16 protein-coding genes are annotated in these 16,188 nt (G+C 57.5%); 9 read left to right on the top strand and 7 right to left on the bottom strand.

Annotation, left to right across the window (positions count from 1 at the left end; translation table 11 throughout):
• The first annotated feature begins 74 nt into the window (after positions 1–74).
• From bcp to RBB77_RS05120, 3 genes are all read left to right on the top strand, one after another.
• Entirely contained in the window at positions 75–542 is a 468-nt protein-coding gene (gene bcp, locus RBB77_RS05130) for a thioredoxin-dependent thiol peroxidase (protein ID WP_353065230.1), read from the top strand.
• A gap of 56 nt (positions 543–598) precedes the next feature.
• Positions 599–883: a hypothetical protein gene (locus RBB77_RS05125; protein ID WP_353065228.1), complete on the top strand. Its 285-nt coding sequence runs from the start codon at positions 599–601 to the stop codon at positions 881–883.
• Between the two features lie 148 nt (positions 884–1,031).
• Positions 1,032–4,544, top strand: a complete 3,513-nt coding sequence (locus tag RBB77_RS05120) for a TonB-dependent receptor (protein WP_353065226.1) — start codon at positions 1,032–1,034, stop codon at positions 4,542–4,544.
• A gap of 77 nt (positions 4,545–4,621) precedes the next feature.
• Here the strand turns inward: RBB77_RS05120 and RBB77_RS05115 are convergent, their stop codons facing one another.
• On the bottom strand, positions 4,622–5,458 hold the full coding sequence (locus tag RBB77_RS05115; protein WP_353065224.1) for a hypothetical protein: 837 nt from the start codon (positions 5,456–5,458) through the stop codon (positions 4,622–4,624).
• A 304-nt stretch (positions 5,459–5,762) separates the two neighbouring features.
• Between RBB77_RS05115 and RBB77_RS05110 the strand changes: the two genes are divergently transcribed.
• On the top strand, positions 5,763–6,491 hold the full coding sequence (locus tag RBB77_RS05110) for a polysaccharide deacetylase family protein (RefSeq protein WP_353065222.1): 729 nt from the start codon (positions 5,763–5,765) through the stop codon (positions 6,489–6,491).
• A gap of 71 nt (positions 6,492–6,562) precedes the next feature.
• Positions 6,563–7,867 (top strand): MFS transporter, encoded by a 1,305-nt coding sequence (locus RBB77_RS05105; protein WP_353065220.1) that lies wholly within the window; start codon positions 6,563–6,565, stop codon positions 7,865–7,867.
• Positions 7,868–7,869: 2 nt separating this feature from the next.
• Here RBB77_RS05105 and RBB77_RS05100 read toward each other — a convergent pair whose 3' ends face one another.
• A complete protein-coding gene (locus RBB77_RS05100; RefSeq protein WP_353065219.1) occupies positions 7,870–8,268 on the bottom strand; it encodes a putative quinol monooxygenase in 399 nt (132 codons plus the stop codon).
• A 96-nt stretch (positions 8,269–8,364) separates the two neighbouring features.
• On the opposite strand from RBB77_RS05100, the gene RBB77_RS05095 reads away from it, so the two are divergent.
• Entirely contained in the window at positions 8,365–8,982 is a 618-nt protein-coding gene (locus RBB77_RS05095) for a class I SAM-dependent DNA methyltransferase (RefSeq protein WP_353065217.1), read from the top strand.
• Between the two features lie 37 nt (positions 8,983–9,019).
• Here the strand turns inward: RBB77_RS05095 and RBB77_RS05090 are convergent, their stop codons facing one another.
• The 4 genes from RBB77_RS05090 to hemL form a co-directional block, all read right to left on the bottom strand.
• On the bottom strand, positions 9,020–10,639 hold the full coding sequence (locus RBB77_RS05090; RefSeq protein ID WP_353065215.1) for an MFS transporter: 1,620 nt from the start codon (positions 10,637–10,639) through the stop codon (positions 9,020–9,022).
• 215 nt (positions 10,640–10,854) lie between these two features.
• Entirely contained in the window at positions 10,855–11,283 is a 429-nt protein-coding gene (locus RBB77_RS05085) for an SRPBCC family protein (protein ID WP_353065213.1), read from the bottom strand.
• Positions 11,284–11,446: 163 nt separating this feature from the next.
• Positions 11,447–11,596 (bottom strand): hypothetical protein, encoded by a 150-nt coding sequence (locus RBB77_RS05080; RefSeq protein WP_353065211.1) that lies wholly within the window; start codon positions 11,594–11,596, stop codon positions 11,447–11,449.
• Between the two features lie 47 nt (positions 11,597–11,643).
• Positions 11,644–12,933 (bottom strand): glutamate-1-semialdehyde 2,1-aminomutase, encoded by a 1,290-nt coding sequence (gene hemL, locus RBB77_RS05075; RefSeq protein ID WP_353065209.1) that lies wholly within the window; start codon positions 12,931–12,933, stop codon positions 11,644–11,646.
• Positions 12,934–12,965: 32 nt separating this feature from the next.
• On the opposite strand from hemL, the gene RBB77_RS05070 reads away from it, so the two are divergent.
• Together RBB77_RS05070 and purM are read left to right on the top strand one after the other, a co-directional pair.
• Positions 12,966–13,415: a thiol-disulfide oxidoreductase DCC family protein gene (locus tag RBB77_RS05070; RefSeq protein WP_353065207.1), complete on the top strand. Its 450-nt coding sequence runs from the start codon at positions 12,966–12,968 to the stop codon at positions 13,413–13,415.
• A gap of 202 nt (positions 13,416–13,617) precedes the next feature.
• Positions 13,618–14,688, top strand: a complete 1,071-nt coding sequence (gene purM / locus RBB77_RS05065; RefSeq protein ID WP_353065206.1) for a phosphoribosylformylglycinamidine cyclo-ligase — start codon at positions 13,618–13,620, stop codon at positions 14,686–14,688.
• 88 nt (positions 14,689–14,776) lie between these two features.
• Here purM and RBB77_RS05060 read toward each other — a convergent pair whose 3' ends face one another.
• On the bottom strand, positions 14,777–15,436 hold the full coding sequence (locus RBB77_RS05060; RefSeq protein WP_353065204.1) for a DUF6629 family protein: 660 nt from the start codon (positions 15,434–15,436) through the stop codon (positions 14,777–14,779).
• Between the two features lie 143 nt (positions 15,437–15,579).
• On the opposite strand from RBB77_RS05060, the gene purN reads away from it, so the two are divergent.
• On the top strand, positions 15,580–16,188 hold the full coding sequence (purN, locus tag RBB77_RS05055) for a phosphoribosylglycinamide formyltransferase (protein ID WP_353065202.1): 609 nt from the start codon (positions 15,580–15,582) through the stop codon (positions 16,186–16,188).

Below are 16,188 nucleotides of genomic sequence, written 5' to 3'. Positions count from 1 at the left end.
CTCGTGCCGCCAGGAAATCTTCTAAGATAAAACCAACACGAAGAACATCTCCTGAAACGCGAAGAGGAATCACGGTGCAGATCAACGACAAAGTAGAAAACTTCACCCTCCAAAACCAAGACGGCAAAGAAGTCTCCCTAACCGACTTCAAAGGCAAGCCCGTAGTCCTCTTCTTCTACCCTCGCGCCGACACTCCAGGCTGCACCATCGAATCGTGCGGCTTCCGCGACGCCTTCGAAAAATTCCAGAAGCAAGGCATCGTCGTCCTCGGCATCTCCCGCGACACCGTCAAAGACCAGAAGAAGTTCAAAGACAAATACGACCTCCCCTACGACCTCCTAGCCGACCCCGACATGGAGCTCATCAACCGCTACGACCTCGTCAAGCCGAAAAACATGTACGGCAAGCTAGTCAAAGGCGTCAAGCGCACCACATACCTGATCGGCCCTGACCAGCGCCTCATCCACATCTTCGAAGAGGTAAAACCCGAAGGCCACGCCGAAGAGGTCCTCACCCTGCTCAAAGCCCACGCAAAGAAATAACACCACCCCAGCAGCAATCACCTACGACTCCGCATCGAACCAGCAGAGACCTAACAATGAACACTTACCAGGTACGATTCAAGATCCACCCCGACCCGACCCACCCCGGCGGACTCATCATGCAGTACGAGCGCGTCGGCGACATCACCCACGAAGCCAGCCCTCTGCGAGTCACCTACGCCGACAAGGTAAAACTCCAGGGAGCCTTCCTCAAGGCCGGCCTCTACCTTCACTCCTTCGGAAAGTCCGACACTGGCAGAGACGTCATGCCCGACCCCGATCAGGACTACGAAGTAACCGATGAGATGATGCGGCATCTAGGATTCGATATCCCCGCCTGAGCTTCGCCTTCATGGCTCCATGAAGGCCGTTCCATCCAATAAAATCTTTTCCGCAATAAGTTGATTTCCAGGGTACCGGCGTCATTCCTAACCCCCTGTTCACACTCGATTTACAGCACGTTAATCAGCACCCCTAAAACTTAGGGCTATGCGAAAAAAAAGATTTTGTTCTGCATCCAACCTTGCGGTGGCCTTCTGTATTTTCTTCCTGTGCTCCCATCTGTACGCCCAGTATGAAAACGGCAGCCTCGTAGGAACCATCCATGATGCAACCGGAGCCGGCGTCTCAGGCGCATCCGTTTCTATCACCAATAACGCGACCTCCATCACCGCAAAAGCCACCTCCAACAGCTCAGGCGACTACGAAGTCCCCTCCCTCCGCGTCGGTGTCTACACCATCTCTGCCAGCGCTCCCGGCTTCTCAGACGCAGTCGCAAAAAACATCACCGTCTCCGTCGGAGTACGCGAGCGCATCGACCTCTCCCTCCAGGTAGGCTCCACCCAGACCACCGTTGAAGTCTCCGACGTCGCCCTCCAGATCGAAACCGAGACCAGCCAGCGCGGCCAGACCATCACGCAATACCAGAGCGAGGCCTTCCCGCTCGTCTCCCGCAACTACTCTGACCTCCTCGGCCTCGTCACCGGCTCCCGCCAGGCGCCCACAGCCGCCACCACCAGCTCCATCAGCTCGCTCGTCCGCGCCGGAGCCTACAACATCAACGGCCAGCGAAGCGTCTTCAACAACTTCCTCCTCGACGGCATGGACAACAACGCCTACGGCGAGAGCAACCAGGGCTTCGACAACCAGATCATCGCCATCCCGCCCGACTCCGTAGCCCAGTTCCAGATCGTCACCAACAACGAGAGCGCAGAGTACGGCCGCTCCTCCGGCGCCACCATCAACGTCGCCTCCAACAGCGGAACCAATCGCTTCCACGCCACTGTCTACGAGTTCATCCGCAACACTGACCTCAACGCCGCCGGCTACTTCAAGCCCACCCTCGTCGGCAGCAGCGGAAACGTCGTCCCCTTCCAGAAGCCGACCTTCAACCGCAACCAGTTCGGCGTCAACTTCGGCGGTCCCATCGTCAAGGACAAGCTCTTCTACTTCGTAGATTACGAAGGCTTCCGCCAGGTTCTCAAGCCACTCAGCGTCAACACCGTCCCGACCACCAACGAACTCAACGGCAAGCTCGTCGTAGCGGTGCAGAATCCACTCACCGGCCAGGTCTATCCCGCCGGCACTGCCATCCCCACCTCCGCCATCAACCCCGTCTCGCAACAGATCATCGGCTTCTTCAAGCAGATTCCCACCACCGGCACCGGCCTCGCATCCAGCGGCCTCGCCCAGGACAACTACGCCACCCAGGTCCCCTTCACCGACAACTCCGACAAGGGCGACCTCCGTCTCGACTACCAACAAAACCCCACCAGCTCCTGGTTCCTCCGCGTCAGCGATCGCAAGGAGACCGGCTTCAACGCTCCCATCTTCCCGCTTCCTCTCGACGGCCAGACCAACGGCACCATCCGCGTCCTCGACCAGCAGGTAGCCCTCGGATACACGCACCTAATCGGCGCCAACAAGGTCATCGATGCGCGCATCGGCCTCTCCAAAACCAAGGCGGGCAAGTTCTCGCCCTCCATCGGCGATAACGCCATCTCCATCCCCGGCCTCCCATCCGACCCAGTCGTCGCCGGCGGCCTACCCTCCACCAGCCTCGGTGGCGGCTTCACCGCCTTTGGCCGTCAAAGCACCAATCCCCAATGGCAGAACCCGTCCCTGCTCGATCCCAAGGTCAACTTCACCTGGATCAAGGGCCACCACTCTCTCAAGTTCGGCTATGAGTACGAGCACATCTGGATGGCCGTCAACGACAACAACCCCCTCTACGGCTCCTTCAGCTACTCTGGCGGCTTCAGCCTCTGCCCCAGCACCACCGTCGCCGGCGTCAAGACCGCGACCAACCCCAACTGCCCCAACATCAGCGGCGCCGTCGCCGACAACTACTGGGCCGACTTCCTCTTCGGCACCACCAACAACTACTCTGTCGCCAACCTCTTCGTCGCCCACCTCCGCCAGACCCTGCAAAGCACCTACGCACAGGACGACTGGAAGGTCGATCCCAAGCTGACCCTCAACCTCGGTCTCCGCTGGGAGTACGGATCGCCCTACTCTGAGCAGCACAACTTCATCTCGAACTTCGACCCCACCACCCAGACCGTCCTCACCCTCACCCCTGGCGCAGTCGCAGGCAACGGCATCACTCCAACCTCCGGCAGCGGCGTCTACGGCAACACCCTCGTCAACCCTGACCTCAACGACTTCGCCCCACGACTCGGCTTTGCCTACGCAGCCACTCCGCGCACCTCCATTCGCGGCGGCTACGGCACCAGCTACGTCCACTACACCCGCGCAGGCTCAGGCGACATCCTCGCCATCAACGCCCCGCAAGCCCAGTTCGTCTCCGTCACCCAGAAGACGCCAAGCACCACCAACCACTGCCCCACAGGCGGAGCCGCTGCAAGCTGCTACGTCACCGCCGACCAGGGCTTCCCCACCGGCATCGCCACCACCTTCAACAAGGCCACCGACAACATCACCTACGTCCCCAAGGACACCCGCGACAGCTACGTCCAGAGCTACTTCCTCAGCGTGCAGCAAGAGCTCGCCAAGAACACGCTCCTCGACATCGCCTACGTCGGCAACCACGGCAGCAAGCTCCAGGGCTTCCTCAACGGCAACCAAAAAAATCCCGCCAACGGATTCGCCCGCCCCTACGGCAACTGGCCCAGCGACATCACCGAAGCCCTCAACGAGTTCTACTCGCACTACGACGCCCTTCAGGTTCGTTACGAGCAGCGCTTCGTCGCCGGTCTCACCCTCCTCAACTCCTTCACCTGGTCGCACTCGCTCGACAACGCCAGCGCCTCACTCGAAGGCAACAGCCCCTCGCCGCAGGACGCCAACAACATCAAGGCCGACTACGCGCAGTCTGACTACAATCTGCCCATCAGCAACGTCACCAGCCTCGTCTACGATCTTCCCTTCGGACGCGGTCGCCACTTCATGAACACCGCCAACGGCTTCACCGACACCGTCCTCGGCGGCTGGCAGATCAGCGCCATCAACACCATGCAGGCCGGCACCGTCTTCAACGTCGGCTACTCTCCCAACTCCGCCAACGCCGTCTCCCCTCAGATCCCCGCAACCTATCGCGGAGCCAACGAGTATCGTCCCAATGTCGTCGCCGGTCAGAAAGCCATCAATAAAACCAAGCTGAGCAACGGCTTCATTCAATACATCAACCTCGCCGCCTACACCCTGCCCGAGACAAAGGATGGCAGCGGAAACCTCGTCAGCCCCTTCGGCAACGCCTCCAGAAACCCCGGCCGTTCGCCAGCCTTCTACCAGACCGACGTCGCCCTCAATAAGACCTTCACCACTCCAATCGAGAGCCTTCGAGTACAGTTCCGTGCCGAGTCTTACAACCTCTTCAACCACACCAACTTCTACATTCCCGGCAGCGGTCTTGGTGGAAACCTCAGCACTCCAGCTACCGCGACCTCACCGGCAGTCCTCAACAACCCCACTACCGGCGGTCAGATCACAAGCACCTTCGAGCCGCGCATCTTTCAATTCGGCCTGAAGATCCTCTACTAACCTCAACCCGCACCAAAGCAAAAGCCCTGCGCCAACCAGCGCAGGGCTTTTGCTTTAAGCATCCATACCCCAAACAACTAAGGCTTCGGGGTCCAGAAGTCCGGCTCAGCCTGCACCAACGCCGGTGGCGGATAACTCATCTTCGGTGCGATCCGGAACAGATTGGACTCTCTCGACACGACGCACGAAGCCTCCAACGCCTCCAGCTTCTTCAACCCATCTGGTCCTAATGCCTCGATGAACTTCGGATCCTTGGCAAAGTCAGCGTCGATCTCCTCTCCGGACCTTAGCGTCGTAATCACCAGGTACGTGCCGCCCCCGCCATAAACCAGCTCGTAGGTTCCCCAGTGAGCATCCGGAACACCCTTCTTGTACGCGGCGATCACCAGTTTCACCAACTCATCCCACTCACCAGTGTGGCCCGGGCGAACCACGAACTGCGTCAGCTCCTCATACCGAGCCCCCACCCGAAATCCCTGGTTCAAACTAAGATCGTCCCTTCGCACCCACATGCTGGAGTTCGTCTCCGCCAGCAGATCGCCATCGGCTTCATTCGCGCGATCAAGCTCCGCCGAAAGCGACGCATTGCCATTCACCTTCTTGCGCTCGGCTTCAATGTCCGCAAAGCTCGGATAGGCGCTTAGAAACAGTACCCTCGGCCGACCCGAAAGAGAGGACAACGCATAGTAGTAGTCCGTAGCCTTCGCCCCAGCCATCGCCTGTGCAAACGCAGCCTCGCTCTTTTCATGGGCCGCACCTTCCTTGCCTGGCTTGGTGAACTCGCGCTGAATCGTCAATATCTTTTGACTCGCAATCGTCTTATCCTGCGCCGAGACCGTGAGAGTCACGCTGCTTACGAAACCAACAAGCAACAGAGGGAGCACAATACATTTGCAACCAATTGGCAGATTCATAACAGTCTTTCTCCTTGATTCGAACGTGAGAGAAGCGACGGAGTAAGCAGGGCGAAGCCATCGGCGGTTTTCCGCGCGATAGATCCGCTGCAGGACGGACCTGAAGGCATGATTGGCCCATCAGCCTGCGTGCCCGGGAACGAGTATTCCCCAAGGGTTGAATTGATTCGGGAATAGTAGGCATCCGAAGCCTATAAAGCAAGCCATTTCCGCAAGATACAAAGTCAAACCAGTGCTGTCCCCACGCAAACTCACACCAGTCAAAGGTTGCGGCCTCCCTATAATGGAGCCAGTGAGCCTTGGCATGACACAGACACAATACACCGCTGCCGCGCTCCTCGCTGCGACCGCCGCCGCAGGAACCCTCACCTACGCCGCCCTCTCCGCGCAGTCCCAGCTCTTCGGCAAACTTCTCATCGCCCCCCAAAACCCCAACGAAATAGCTCTCACCTACGACGACGGCCCCAACGACGTCGCCACCGAACGTCTCCTCGAAGTCCTCGCCCGCAACAACACCCGTGCCACCTTCTTCCTCATCGGCCGCTACGTTCAGCAACGCCCCGCCATCGCTCGCGCCATCGCAGCCGCCGGACACCTCATCGGCAACCACACCATGACCCACCCGTGGCTAGCGTGGCAATCCACCGCACGCATCCGCGAAGAACTCACCCACTGCAACGCCACAATCGAAGACACTCTCGGCGCTCCCGTCCGCTACTTCCGCGCCCCCCACGGTGCACGCCGTCCCGCGGTCTTTCGCATCGCGCACGAGCTAGGCCTCACCCCCGTCCAGTGGAACCTCCTCCCCGGCGACTGGAAGCCCATCAGCGCTCGAGAAATCGCAGACCGCACCCTAAGCGGAATTCTCCGCAACCAGCGACAAAATCGCTCATCCAATATCGTGCTACACGACGGCGGACAGGCAGGTCTTGGCCAGCCGCGTCTGCCCAGCGTCGAGGCCACATCCCTGATTCTTCAGCATTATAAAAATCAACCAGAGATCCGGTTCGTTACGGTCGATTCCTGGAACTAATTCAAGATCTGATTCTTGGAACTGACTCCACCCAATCCCGTACTATTTAGCATCACCCAAAAGGAATCCCGATGAGCACAACCGCAAACCCCACCGCGGCCCAGCAGAATCCCGTCATCGATCCCGAACTCCCCGCCCCGTTATCCATGGGCGATGTCCTGCGCGTCCCCATGATGCGCCGTCTCTGGTACGCGCAGATCATCTCCGTCTTCGGCGACTTCCTCGCCCTCTTCGCCGTCATCAACGTCATCACCTTCAAGTTGCACGCCAACGCCCAGCAGGTCACCGGCGTCCAGATCGCCTACATGCTCCCCATCGCGGTCCTCGGCATCCTGGCCGGAGTCTTCGTCGACCGCTGGCCGCTCAAGCCCACCATGGTCTCAAGCGACTCTATCCGCGCGGGCCTCTGCCTCCTGCTCATCTTCGCCACGCAGATCTGGCACTTCTACGCGATCCTCGCCGCCATCAGCGTCATCTCCAGCTTCTTCGGCCCGGCCCAGGGAGTCGCCATCCGCTCCGCAGTCCCACTACACGGCCTCCGCTCCGCCAACGCGCTCATGCAGCAGGTCATGTTCGGCATGCGCATCATCGGCCCTGCCATCGCCGGCCTCATGGTCTCCTATCTCGGAGCCCGCAGCTGCTACGCCTTCGACTCCGTCAGCTTCGTCGGCTCCGCCTTGCTGATCGCCTCCGTCACCTTCCTGGCCCCCGGACCAAAAGCAGCCGCGCCAACAACCGATGCAGCAGGCAGCTCCGCAATCGGCAAAGTGTGGCTCGACATGAAACAAGGCATCGACTTCATCGTGCACCACGCAGCCCTGCTCTTCGTCATCCTAGCCATGGCAGCGGGCATGTTCGTTCTCGGCTGCTTCGGCCCGCTCATCGCAATCTACGTGCGCGACTCCCTCCACGCATCCACCAAGTCCTTCGCCATCGCCTCCGCCATGATCGGCCTCGGAATGCTCATCGGCATCAACGGCCTCAACACCTTCGGCAAAAAATTAAAGGACACGCTCCTCGTCTACTCCGGCCTATGCGGCATCGCCGTCGGTCTCGTCATCCTCACGCTGCTGCCTCACCTCTGGTCGACCATCCTCGGCAACCTCATCATCGGCTTCTCAGTCGCAGGAATCATCGTTCCCTCGCAAACTCTCTTCCAGAAAGCCACGCCCCCAGAGCTGATGGGCCGCGTAGGCTCCACCTTCATGTCCATCATCTTCACCGCGCAGATCTCAGGCCTTGTCCTCTCCGGCATTCTCACCCATTACATCGGCGTGCGTCCGGTCTTCGCCCTCTGCGCCGCCATGCTCGTAGTCCTGATGACAGTCGGAAAGATCTGGATGGAACCAAAACCCGCAGCCACACAGTCTGCCTGAACTTACTTTGCACCAAGCAAGACCGGTTCGGTTTCGATCAGCCGCAACGACTTGACCATATGGGCAGTCTCGCTCTTATATTTTTTGAAATGATCAGACTGCAGGTGCGCCTGATAAGCACCCGTATTTGCGTAAATCTCAAAGAGCCTAATCTGGTTTGACTGATCCTTCACAGCTACCGCGTAAAGCGCCAGAACGCCAGCCTCTTTTTGAATGGAAGCCGCAATCTCTTGTCGTAACGCGGCTTTATAAGCATCCAAATGTGCGGGATCGATCTCCAGCTCCGCGATTCGCACCACCCGTTCGTTGCTTTGCTGTGCAGACATATTCGGTCCACTCAAAAACATCGTCCCTAAACAAAGCGCCCCAGCAAAAAAAGTCACAAGCTTTCTTATCTTCACATTTAGCTCCTGATAAGGAGGACGGTCCTCGCAACACAGCATCTTCCAAACTATAAAATGTGATCCTAAAACTCTACGCTTCTATGATCGATGAGTATGCTTGAAGACCACATCATCGACCTGTATGAAAAACACGCCGAGACGTGGGTCCAAGCTCGCCTGCGGGAACGGAGTTTCCCTGAGAAGAGCTGGCTCGACCGCTTCTGTGCTCTAGTCCCGTCGCCCGCAAACATCCTTGATTGTGGATGCGGTGCCGGAGAGCCTATCGCCACCTACCTCACCGCGCAGGGGCACTCGATAACAGGCGTCGATTCGTCTGAGAAGATGGTGCGCATGTTTCGGGACCGGCTTCCCAACCAGCGTGCGCTCGTACAAGATATGCGAAAGCTCTCTCTCGCTGAGACCTTCGACGGCATTCTGGCATGGGACAGCTTCTTCCATCTCAACCACGACGATCAAAGACGGATGTTCCCCATCTTCCGCGCACACGCCAAATCAGGCACTGCTCTTATGTTTACCTCTGGCTCTTCCCACGCCGAGGCCATCGGTGTGTTTCAGGGAGAACCGCTCTACCATGCCAGTCTCGATTCCGCCGAATACCGAAACCTTCTTGAAGATCATGGATTTCATGTCACAGAGAACGTTGATGAAGATCGAAACTGCGGTGGCCGCACTATTTGGCTAGCGCAGTCGCATCAACCTTCTACCGGCTAGTCAGTAACGAATATCTTCGGTCACATCGATGCTTGATTCACTGCATCTTGCTGAGGGCTTTGAAGGTGATCTTTCCTGGCTCTAGAAGCAGCATGATAAGGAGATAAACAATCACGACCAACACGATCAGGACAAATCCATCTGACGTCGCCAGCGTATACGCCTGCGCCCGCACCTGCAGGCCAAGAACAGTTGCTGCACGTTGCAGAGCCTCTTGCTTACCAGTGGATTGCGGCAGTGCTCCGCCTGCCAGCATTAGCAGCCGGTGATTGGTAAGCCAGCTGCCCTTTTGCACATAAAGTCCCAGCATATTGGAGTGAAACTGCTCCCGCACCGCAATGAAGTGAGTCAAAGCAGCTACGCCGACCTGGCCGCCAAAGAGTCGCATCAGGTGCATGAATCCGGAGAACGTAGCGGCGTTGGCGGCGCTTGTCAAAGCGCCCGCTTCGAGCGCCTCCAGCACAATGCTGCTCACCAATCCGATGTATGCGCCTGCCAATCCGAGAGAGAACAGAAGCTCCACGATTTCGAAACTACTCCCAGACCACGAAGTATCCACGTGTGACCAAAGCCAGCAGCATACCGCTCCCACGGTTAGTCCAAGCGCCAGGACCAGCCGCGAGTTCCCGTGGATGATGATTGTGGCCACCAGCCACACCACCGCGAACATCGGCAGGGCCACCCAGGCAAGCGTGTGTCCGGTCTCCAGCGGACGGTAGTGTTGAATGTTGCTGAGGAACCCTGGTACGAGCACAATCGCAGCCAGGTGCATGAACTTGAACACGAAGATGGACAGGGCCAGGATGATGATGTTCCGAGTGCACAGAAACTTGAGGTTCACCTCTGGATTGGGCTGCACCATGCGTCTCACGATGGTCGCCCCAAACAGAAAGAGTCCCGCAACAACCATCGCGACGATAGTGCCGGAGTTCAGCCAGTCCAGCCGCTGTCCTTGATCCAGTGCCCCGTACAAAAGAGCAAGGCTCAAGCTGAAGTAAGTAAACCCGCGCCAATTCAGCCTGGGTTCTGTATTGATCCGGCGCGGAATTCCGAAATAGATACATACCATCATCACTGGGGTGAATAGCGCGGCCGTCCAGAAGATCCAGTGCCAGGAAAGATGATCGACGTACCATCCCTCGAGCAGTGTCGCAATGTTACTGACGAACACAATGTCCGCTGCATACGCCGCGATCCCGAAGATGATCAGCCGCTTCGGAAGGTTGGTCAACACGAAGGTCATCGTAAGCGAGTAGAACGTGCCGGACGCGAGACCTGCGACGATCAACAGCGCCAACATCACCTGGTAGTTCGGCGCAAACGGCAGCAGGAAAGATGCGGCCGTGAAGGTCGCGGCAGCCGGTAGCAGAATTCTGCGCGGACCCCAAAAAGCGTTCAGGAAGACGACAAATACCCCACTGAAGATCGTCGCCATGTTGAACGCGGTCGGAAGCCAGGAGGCATCATCGAAACTGATGCCAAGGGCGCCTCGCAGATCGGGGAGACCGACGCTAAGTAATCGGCTGCTCAGCGTAGCGAGCCCCGCACCCAAAAAGACCGCAAAAATTCCCACGTATGGATTCGTGGTGGATGGGGGCGGAACGGATTTTGAGGGCGTAGATTGACCTGTGGTCTCTATAGTCTCTGAGGTCGTCATTTATTTAGGAGGTCTCCGTCACAGATCAGCTCCATTTTACGAACATTTACGTCCTTAGATCCAGGATGCCGTCGTTCCGATCCCTAGATTGTTCAACGGTCCCTTTTCTGCGCATCTCACGTTAAAAGTAGCGGCAACTACAAAGAAAGACTGGCAGAAGCCTCGTAAGCGCGGGCTCGATTTCCGCGATCGCGGGGTGATTTGGACTGCAAAAGCTACGATTTCACCATTGCGTCACATCTATTCTTGAGGCTCCTTGCCTCTGTCGCGACGAGATCACGAATCTTTTTGGAAAGCAGTGTGGTCGCAATATTGGTCAAAAGTCCTTTCGAAGAAAAAGAGAGTTCGACCTGAGTCGCGCCGTCTCTGGTCTCGATTCTGTGTGCGGCCACCAATTCGCCTCCAAGCAGTTTCTGAACCCACGTGAAGGCCACATTTGGCGTGCAGTCCGTAACTTCATACACTCCCGGCTGCAATCCAGGCTGTGTCACGCGGTATCGAGCGCCGACCCGTAATCCTCCGTCCGTTAGCGGCTTAACTTCCAGAATTGTTGGCGTCCAGTCCATCCAATGCTCGACGTCTGCGAGAAGCAGCCAGACCGTCTTTGCGGGTGCCGACGTAACGATTCTTTCGACTGTCTCCATACTGCTGCTCCTCCTCCGCGGTCTTCGTGAGACCACCTACCGAATTCGCATTCGGTGGCCAGCACAAATCCGTCATCGACAAGCGTCCGAAGCCAAATCTCCAGCTCAACCAAAAATAATTCTCAAAAAGTTGGCGTATTTTTCGAAACCGAAAAGTGTGGTGCTAAAACTCCACATCCACCACGCATCTCACCACGTTTTCACCATCAAAAAACCACATCCAAACACCCAATTTTCCCGCAACCCCCTTCAAAAACACCAGCAAATCCACACCTTCGCGCCCAAACACCACAGTAGAAAAAAATCTGCTCACCACAGAAAAAATCCACCAACTTTTTTTGAAATTATTCTGCCCACGCCTCACGAAAACGACTTACGAGCAGCTTCGAGAACCATCCCTATCTCCGCTTCTCCATGCGCCGTCGAAACAAACGCAGCCTCGAACTGGCTAGGCGGCAACCACACCCCCGCATCCAGCATAGCCCGATGAAACCGCCCAAAAGCCACCGTATCCGACGTAGCCGCACTCGCAAAATCAGTAACAGGCTTATCCGTAAAAAACCAAGTAAACATTGACCCAACACGATTCATCGTCAACGAAATGCCCGCCTCCCGCGCCACCCCCGCAACTCCTTCAGCGATGCGACCAGTAGTGCTCTCGAGGCCGTTATAAATCTCTTCTTCATGCCGAATAAGATGGCTCACAGTGGCGATTCCTGCAGCCATAGCAAGCGGATTCCCACTCAACGTTCCAGCCTGATACACAGGCCCCAGCGGAGCCAAAAACTCCATCACATCCGCGCGCCCGCCAAACGCCCCGCAAGGCAAGCCTCCGCCAATAATCTTGCCCAGCGTCGTGAGATCCGGTGTAACTCCATAAACTTGCTGCGCGCCTCCAAGCGATAGACGAAACCCAGTCATCACCTCGTCAAGTATCAGCAAAGCCCCGTACTGCGCCGTAATCTGCCGCAATCCCTGCAGGTACTCCGCCGCAGGAGCGATAGTGCCCGCGTTGCCCACGACCGGCTCCACTATCACGCAGGCAATCTCCTCCGGCCGCGCCGCAAACGCCGCTCTCACCGCATCAAGATCGTTGTAAGGCAGCGCGAGTGTATGCATCGCGGTCTCTGCCGGCACTCCCGCAGACCCAGGAATTCCCAGCGTGGCCACGCCGCTACCCGCCTTTACCAACATTGCGTCCGAGTGCCCGTGGTAGCAGCCCTCGAACTTAATCACAAAATTGCGTCCAGTGAAGCCGCGAGCCAACCGAACGGCTGACATACACGCCTCTGTGCCGGAGCTGACGAAACGCAGTTTTTCGACCGAAGGAAAGCATCGCGTCACCAGTTCCGCCAAATCTGCTTCTGCCGCAGTAGAGGCACCGAAGCTCGCCCCCTGCGAAGCAGCCTTCTGAATCGCCTCGACGACCGAAGGAAAGGCGTGTCCGAGGATCATCGGACCCCACGAACCAAAGAAGTCGAGGTATTTATTTCCATCCGCATCAAATAGATAGGCGCCCTCGGCATGGGTAACGAACGGCGGATCTCCTCCCACAGCGCGAAACGCCCGCACCGGTGAGTCCACACCTCCAGGCAAAAATCTTTCTGCACGAAGCTGCAACTGACGGGAGCGAGTGAGCGAACGGGACATAGCAACAGTATAAAGAGGCATATCATAAGGACATGACCGAGCCAGAACGTGCAGAGATTGAGGGCCGGGCGTTATTGCTGTACGACGGCGTCTGCGCTCTATGCAACGGCGTGGTGCAGTTCCTGCTCAAACACGATCAGCAAGAGAAGCTCCGCTACGCACCCCTTCAAAGCTCCCTTGGTCGCGAGATTCTTGGTCGCTTCGAAATACGCACCTTCCCCGACGGAGTCGTGCTGCTGACAGACGCCCTGAAGCCGCAGGAACGGCTCTACAAGCGTTCCGATGCGGTCGCTGGAGCCCTGCGGCTACTCCCGACGCCCTGGAGGCTTCTAGGGCAGCTGCTATCACTCGTGCCGAGAACTCTCCGCGAGTTCGGCTACGGGATCGTCGCTCGTCTCCGCTACCGGATCCTGGGCCGCTATGATACCTGTCCGCTACCACCTTTGGATCAGCGACGAAAACTTTTGGGCGTGTACGAATAACGGCACTTTACGATACTTTGATTATCGCCCTGCTAGACTAAACTTCTTCTTTTCAAGCACTACGATATGGAGCATTACCTTGCCGGATGAGACCTCCCCGCCGCCTGATTCAATCGCCACGCACCGACCCACGTCCGAACACGACACACCCACCGGAACCTCTCCGCGGCCGTCTGCAATTGCAGAGAAAAAGGCTTCTGGCTTGAAGAGATCCTCAGAAGAAAAGACCAAGAGCACGGTGAAAAAGAGCATCAGCTATGCAGATGCCGGCGTCGACATCACCTCGGGAGACCGCAGCAAACAGCGCATCAAGATGCTGGCGCGGAAGACCTTCAACAAACAGGTGCTGAGCGAGATCGGCGGCTTCGGGGGCTTATTTGCGTTGGATCTCGAAAAGTTTCCCAACCCCGTACTGGTCTCGAGCGCCGACGGAGTGGGAACAAAGCTGAAGGTCGCATTTGACCTGGGCATTCACCATACCGTTGGGCAGGATCTTGTGAATCACTGCGTAAACGACATTGCAGTGCAAGGTGCAACGCCGTTGTTCTTCCTCGATTACCTGGCCACCGGAAAGCTCGAAGACATGGTTATCGAGAGGGTGGTGCAGGGCATCAGCGAGGCTTGCAAAGCCAATGGCTGCGCTTTGATCGGCGGCGAGACGGCTCAGATGCCAGGCTTCTATGCGGACGGCGAATATGACCTTGCGGGCACAATCATCGGTGCAGTTAGTCGCGACAAGATCATCACCGGAGAGCAAATTCAGATCGGGGATGTTCTGGTCGGTCTACCTTCAAACGGCCTGCATACGAACGGATATTCGCTGGCACGGAAGCTGCTGTTTGAAGTTGCAAAGTATGGCCCGGAGCAGTACATCAACGAGCTGAAAGATAAGACCGGCGCCGCCTTGATGCGAACCCACCGCAGTTATCTGTCGGTGATCAAGAAACTGACCGGAGCCGACGTGGTAAGCGGCATGGCGCACATCACCGGAGGTGGAATCACAGAGAATCTGCCGCGCATTCTGCCGAAGGGCATGGGTGCGTTGGTCGACCGCGCATCTTGGACCGTGCCACCGCTGTTTGAGCACCTGCAACAGCTTGGAAATGTGGAGGAGGACGAGATGCTGCGGACCTTCAACATGGGAATCGGGCTGATCGCTGTGATTCCAGCGGAGAAGATCAAAAAAGCCAAGGCGATTCTGAACCGCGCGAACGAACGGCACTGCCTGATTGGCCGAATCGTGCGCGGCGAACGCAAGGTCAGCTACAACTAGAGAACTAGCGCAGCCCGCTGATCACTGCATCTTCGCAAGTGGTCAGCGGGTTTTTGCGTAATGCCGATTATCTCCGCGGCTGAACTCTTCAAGCAGTCGCATAGGTTGACGGGCGTTGCGGACGGCTGCGACGAAAAAAGAAGTAGATGATGACGCTGACGACCGCAGCGTAGGCGCACCAGACCGAAGTGAAGGCGTATCGTTTGACCACCATCACCACCAGCAGGCCGACGAGATTGAGCCATGCAAGCGTGACCAGATCAGTGTAGCCAGAGAAGAAAAGCGAACCGCAGGTCGCAATGACGTAAAGAATCGCGATGAGCGTAGTAGTGCTGATTGCGTTGACGTATACGATGCTGTTGTCCTGCACAGAGACCTGGAGCGGATAAGCGATGAGTCCCCAGAGAATATAGAGCGAAAGCGCGGCACCCAAAATAGCGAATGGCAGCATTTGACGACGCTGCTTTCGAGTCGGTTCCAGCAGCAGAACGCTAAGTGGAAGCAGGAACGGCAGTAGGCCCTGTGCGTACAGGACGTAAGCGGCACCGGCGTCGTGGGTCACAGTTGGCGAGAGAGTTCCACCTAGTCCGAGCCAGACAAAGCCTTCGACAAACTGATGGAATGCGAAGAGACAAGGCATCGCCGCGAAGAGCAATTCGCGCCGGTGTTTCACCTCGGTCAGGGTGACTACGCCAATCGCGCCCAGGACGGCGCTGCCGACAAAGTTCGCGGTTGCAGAAAAACACATGGAGTCCTCACGGTTCAGGCCATCATACTTCAGAGCCCGCCGCCAACCCTTGCGTGTTTTCTAGAAATGAATTGACTCGAACAATATGCCCGACGAAGACATAGAGCGCGGGCCTCGCCTAAAATCGAAGTAAGGGATCCTTCATGCACCGACTTGGCATTCTTCTCTCCGGCAGAGGCTCGAACTTTCTTGCGATCGCGAAGGCTATTCACGAACGACGTTTGCTCGGCGCAGAGATTGCGGTCGTGTTGTCGAACGTAGAAGATGCTCCAGGGCTAGCGGCGGCACGCGAGCTGAATCTGCCCGCCTTCGCGATCCCCTCGGCTGGCCACAAGCGTGCCGAGCATGACGCGGAGATGATTGCGCGTCTTCATCAACACAAGGTCGATCTGGTCTGCCTGGCGGGATACATGCGCATCATCTCGCCCGTATTTGTCGAGGCGTTTCCGAACCGCATACTCAACGTACACCCCTCGCTGCTGCCAGCCTTTCCAGGGCTCGACGCACAAGGGCAAGCTCTGAAGTATGGAGCCAAAGTGGCTGGTTGCACGGTGCACTTTGTCGATGAGGCGGTGGATCACGGCGTCATCATTCTGCAAAAGACGGTGCCGGTTCATGACGACGACACCGAGGCAACTCTCTCGGCTCGCATCCTCGAGCAGGAGCACCGCACCTATCCGGAGGCGATCTCCACGGTGCTGAGCGGAGGGTATGTCATTGCAGATCGCCGCTATATCCGACGCAAATCCTGA

This window comes from Tunturibacter psychrotolerans (genome assembly GCF_040359615.1).
GTDB lineage: Bacteria > Acidobacteriota > Terriglobia > Terriglobales > Acidobacteriaceae > Edaphobacter > Edaphobacter psychrotolerans.
This window is presented reverse-complemented; position numbering and strand designations above follow the sequence as displayed.

Excerpts from the sequence above, each read along its gene's own strand:
- hemL (WP_353065209.1), bottom strand. The coding sequence starts at position 12,933 with ATGTCCCGTTCGCTCACTCGCTCCCGTCAGTTGCAGCTTCGTGCAGAA.
- RBB77_RS05085 (WP_353065213.1), bottom strand. The coding sequence starts at position 11,283 with ATGGAGACAGTCGAAAGAATCGTTACGTCGGCACCCGCAAAGACGGTC.
- RBB77_RS05125 (WP_353065228.1), top strand. The coding sequence starts at position 599 with ATGAACACTTACCAGGTACGATTCAAGATCCACCCCGACCCGACCCAC.
- RBB77_RS05120 (WP_353065226.1), top strand. The coding sequence starts at position 1,032 with ATGCGAAAAAAAAGATTTTGTTCTGCATCCAACCTTGCGGTGGCCTTC.
- RBB77_RS05070 (WP_353065207.1), top strand. The coding sequence starts at position 12,966 with ATGACCGAGCCAGAACGTGCAGAGATTGAGGGCCGGGCGTTATTGCTG.
- RBB77_RS05115 (WP_353065224.1), bottom strand. The coding sequence starts at position 5,458 with ATGAATCTGCCAATTGGTTGCAAATGTATTGTGCTCCCTCTGTTGCTT.
- RBB77_RS05110 (WP_353065222.1), top strand. The coding sequence starts at position 5,763 with ATGACACAGACACAATACACCGCTGCCGCGCTCCTCGCTGCGACCGCC.
- RBB77_RS05060 (WP_353065204.1), bottom strand. The coding sequence starts at position 15,436 with ATGTGTTTTTCTGCAACCGCGAACTTTGTCGGCAGCGCCGTCCTGGGC.
- purN (WP_353065202.1), top strand. The coding sequence starts at position 15,580 with ATGCACCGACTTGGCATTCTTCTCTCCGGCAGAGGCTCGAACTTTCTT.
- RBB77_RS05095 (WP_353065217.1), top strand. The coding sequence starts at position 8,365 with ATGCTTGAAGACCACATCATCGACCTGTATGAAAAACACGCCGAGACG.
- RBB77_RS05105 (WP_353065220.1), top strand. The coding sequence starts at position 6,563 with ATGAGCACAACCGCAAACCCCACCGCGGCCCAGCAGAATCCCGTCATC.
- RBB77_RS05090 (WP_353065215.1), bottom strand. The coding sequence starts at position 10,639 with ATGACGACCTCAGAGACTATAGAGACCACAGGTCAATCTACGCCCTCA.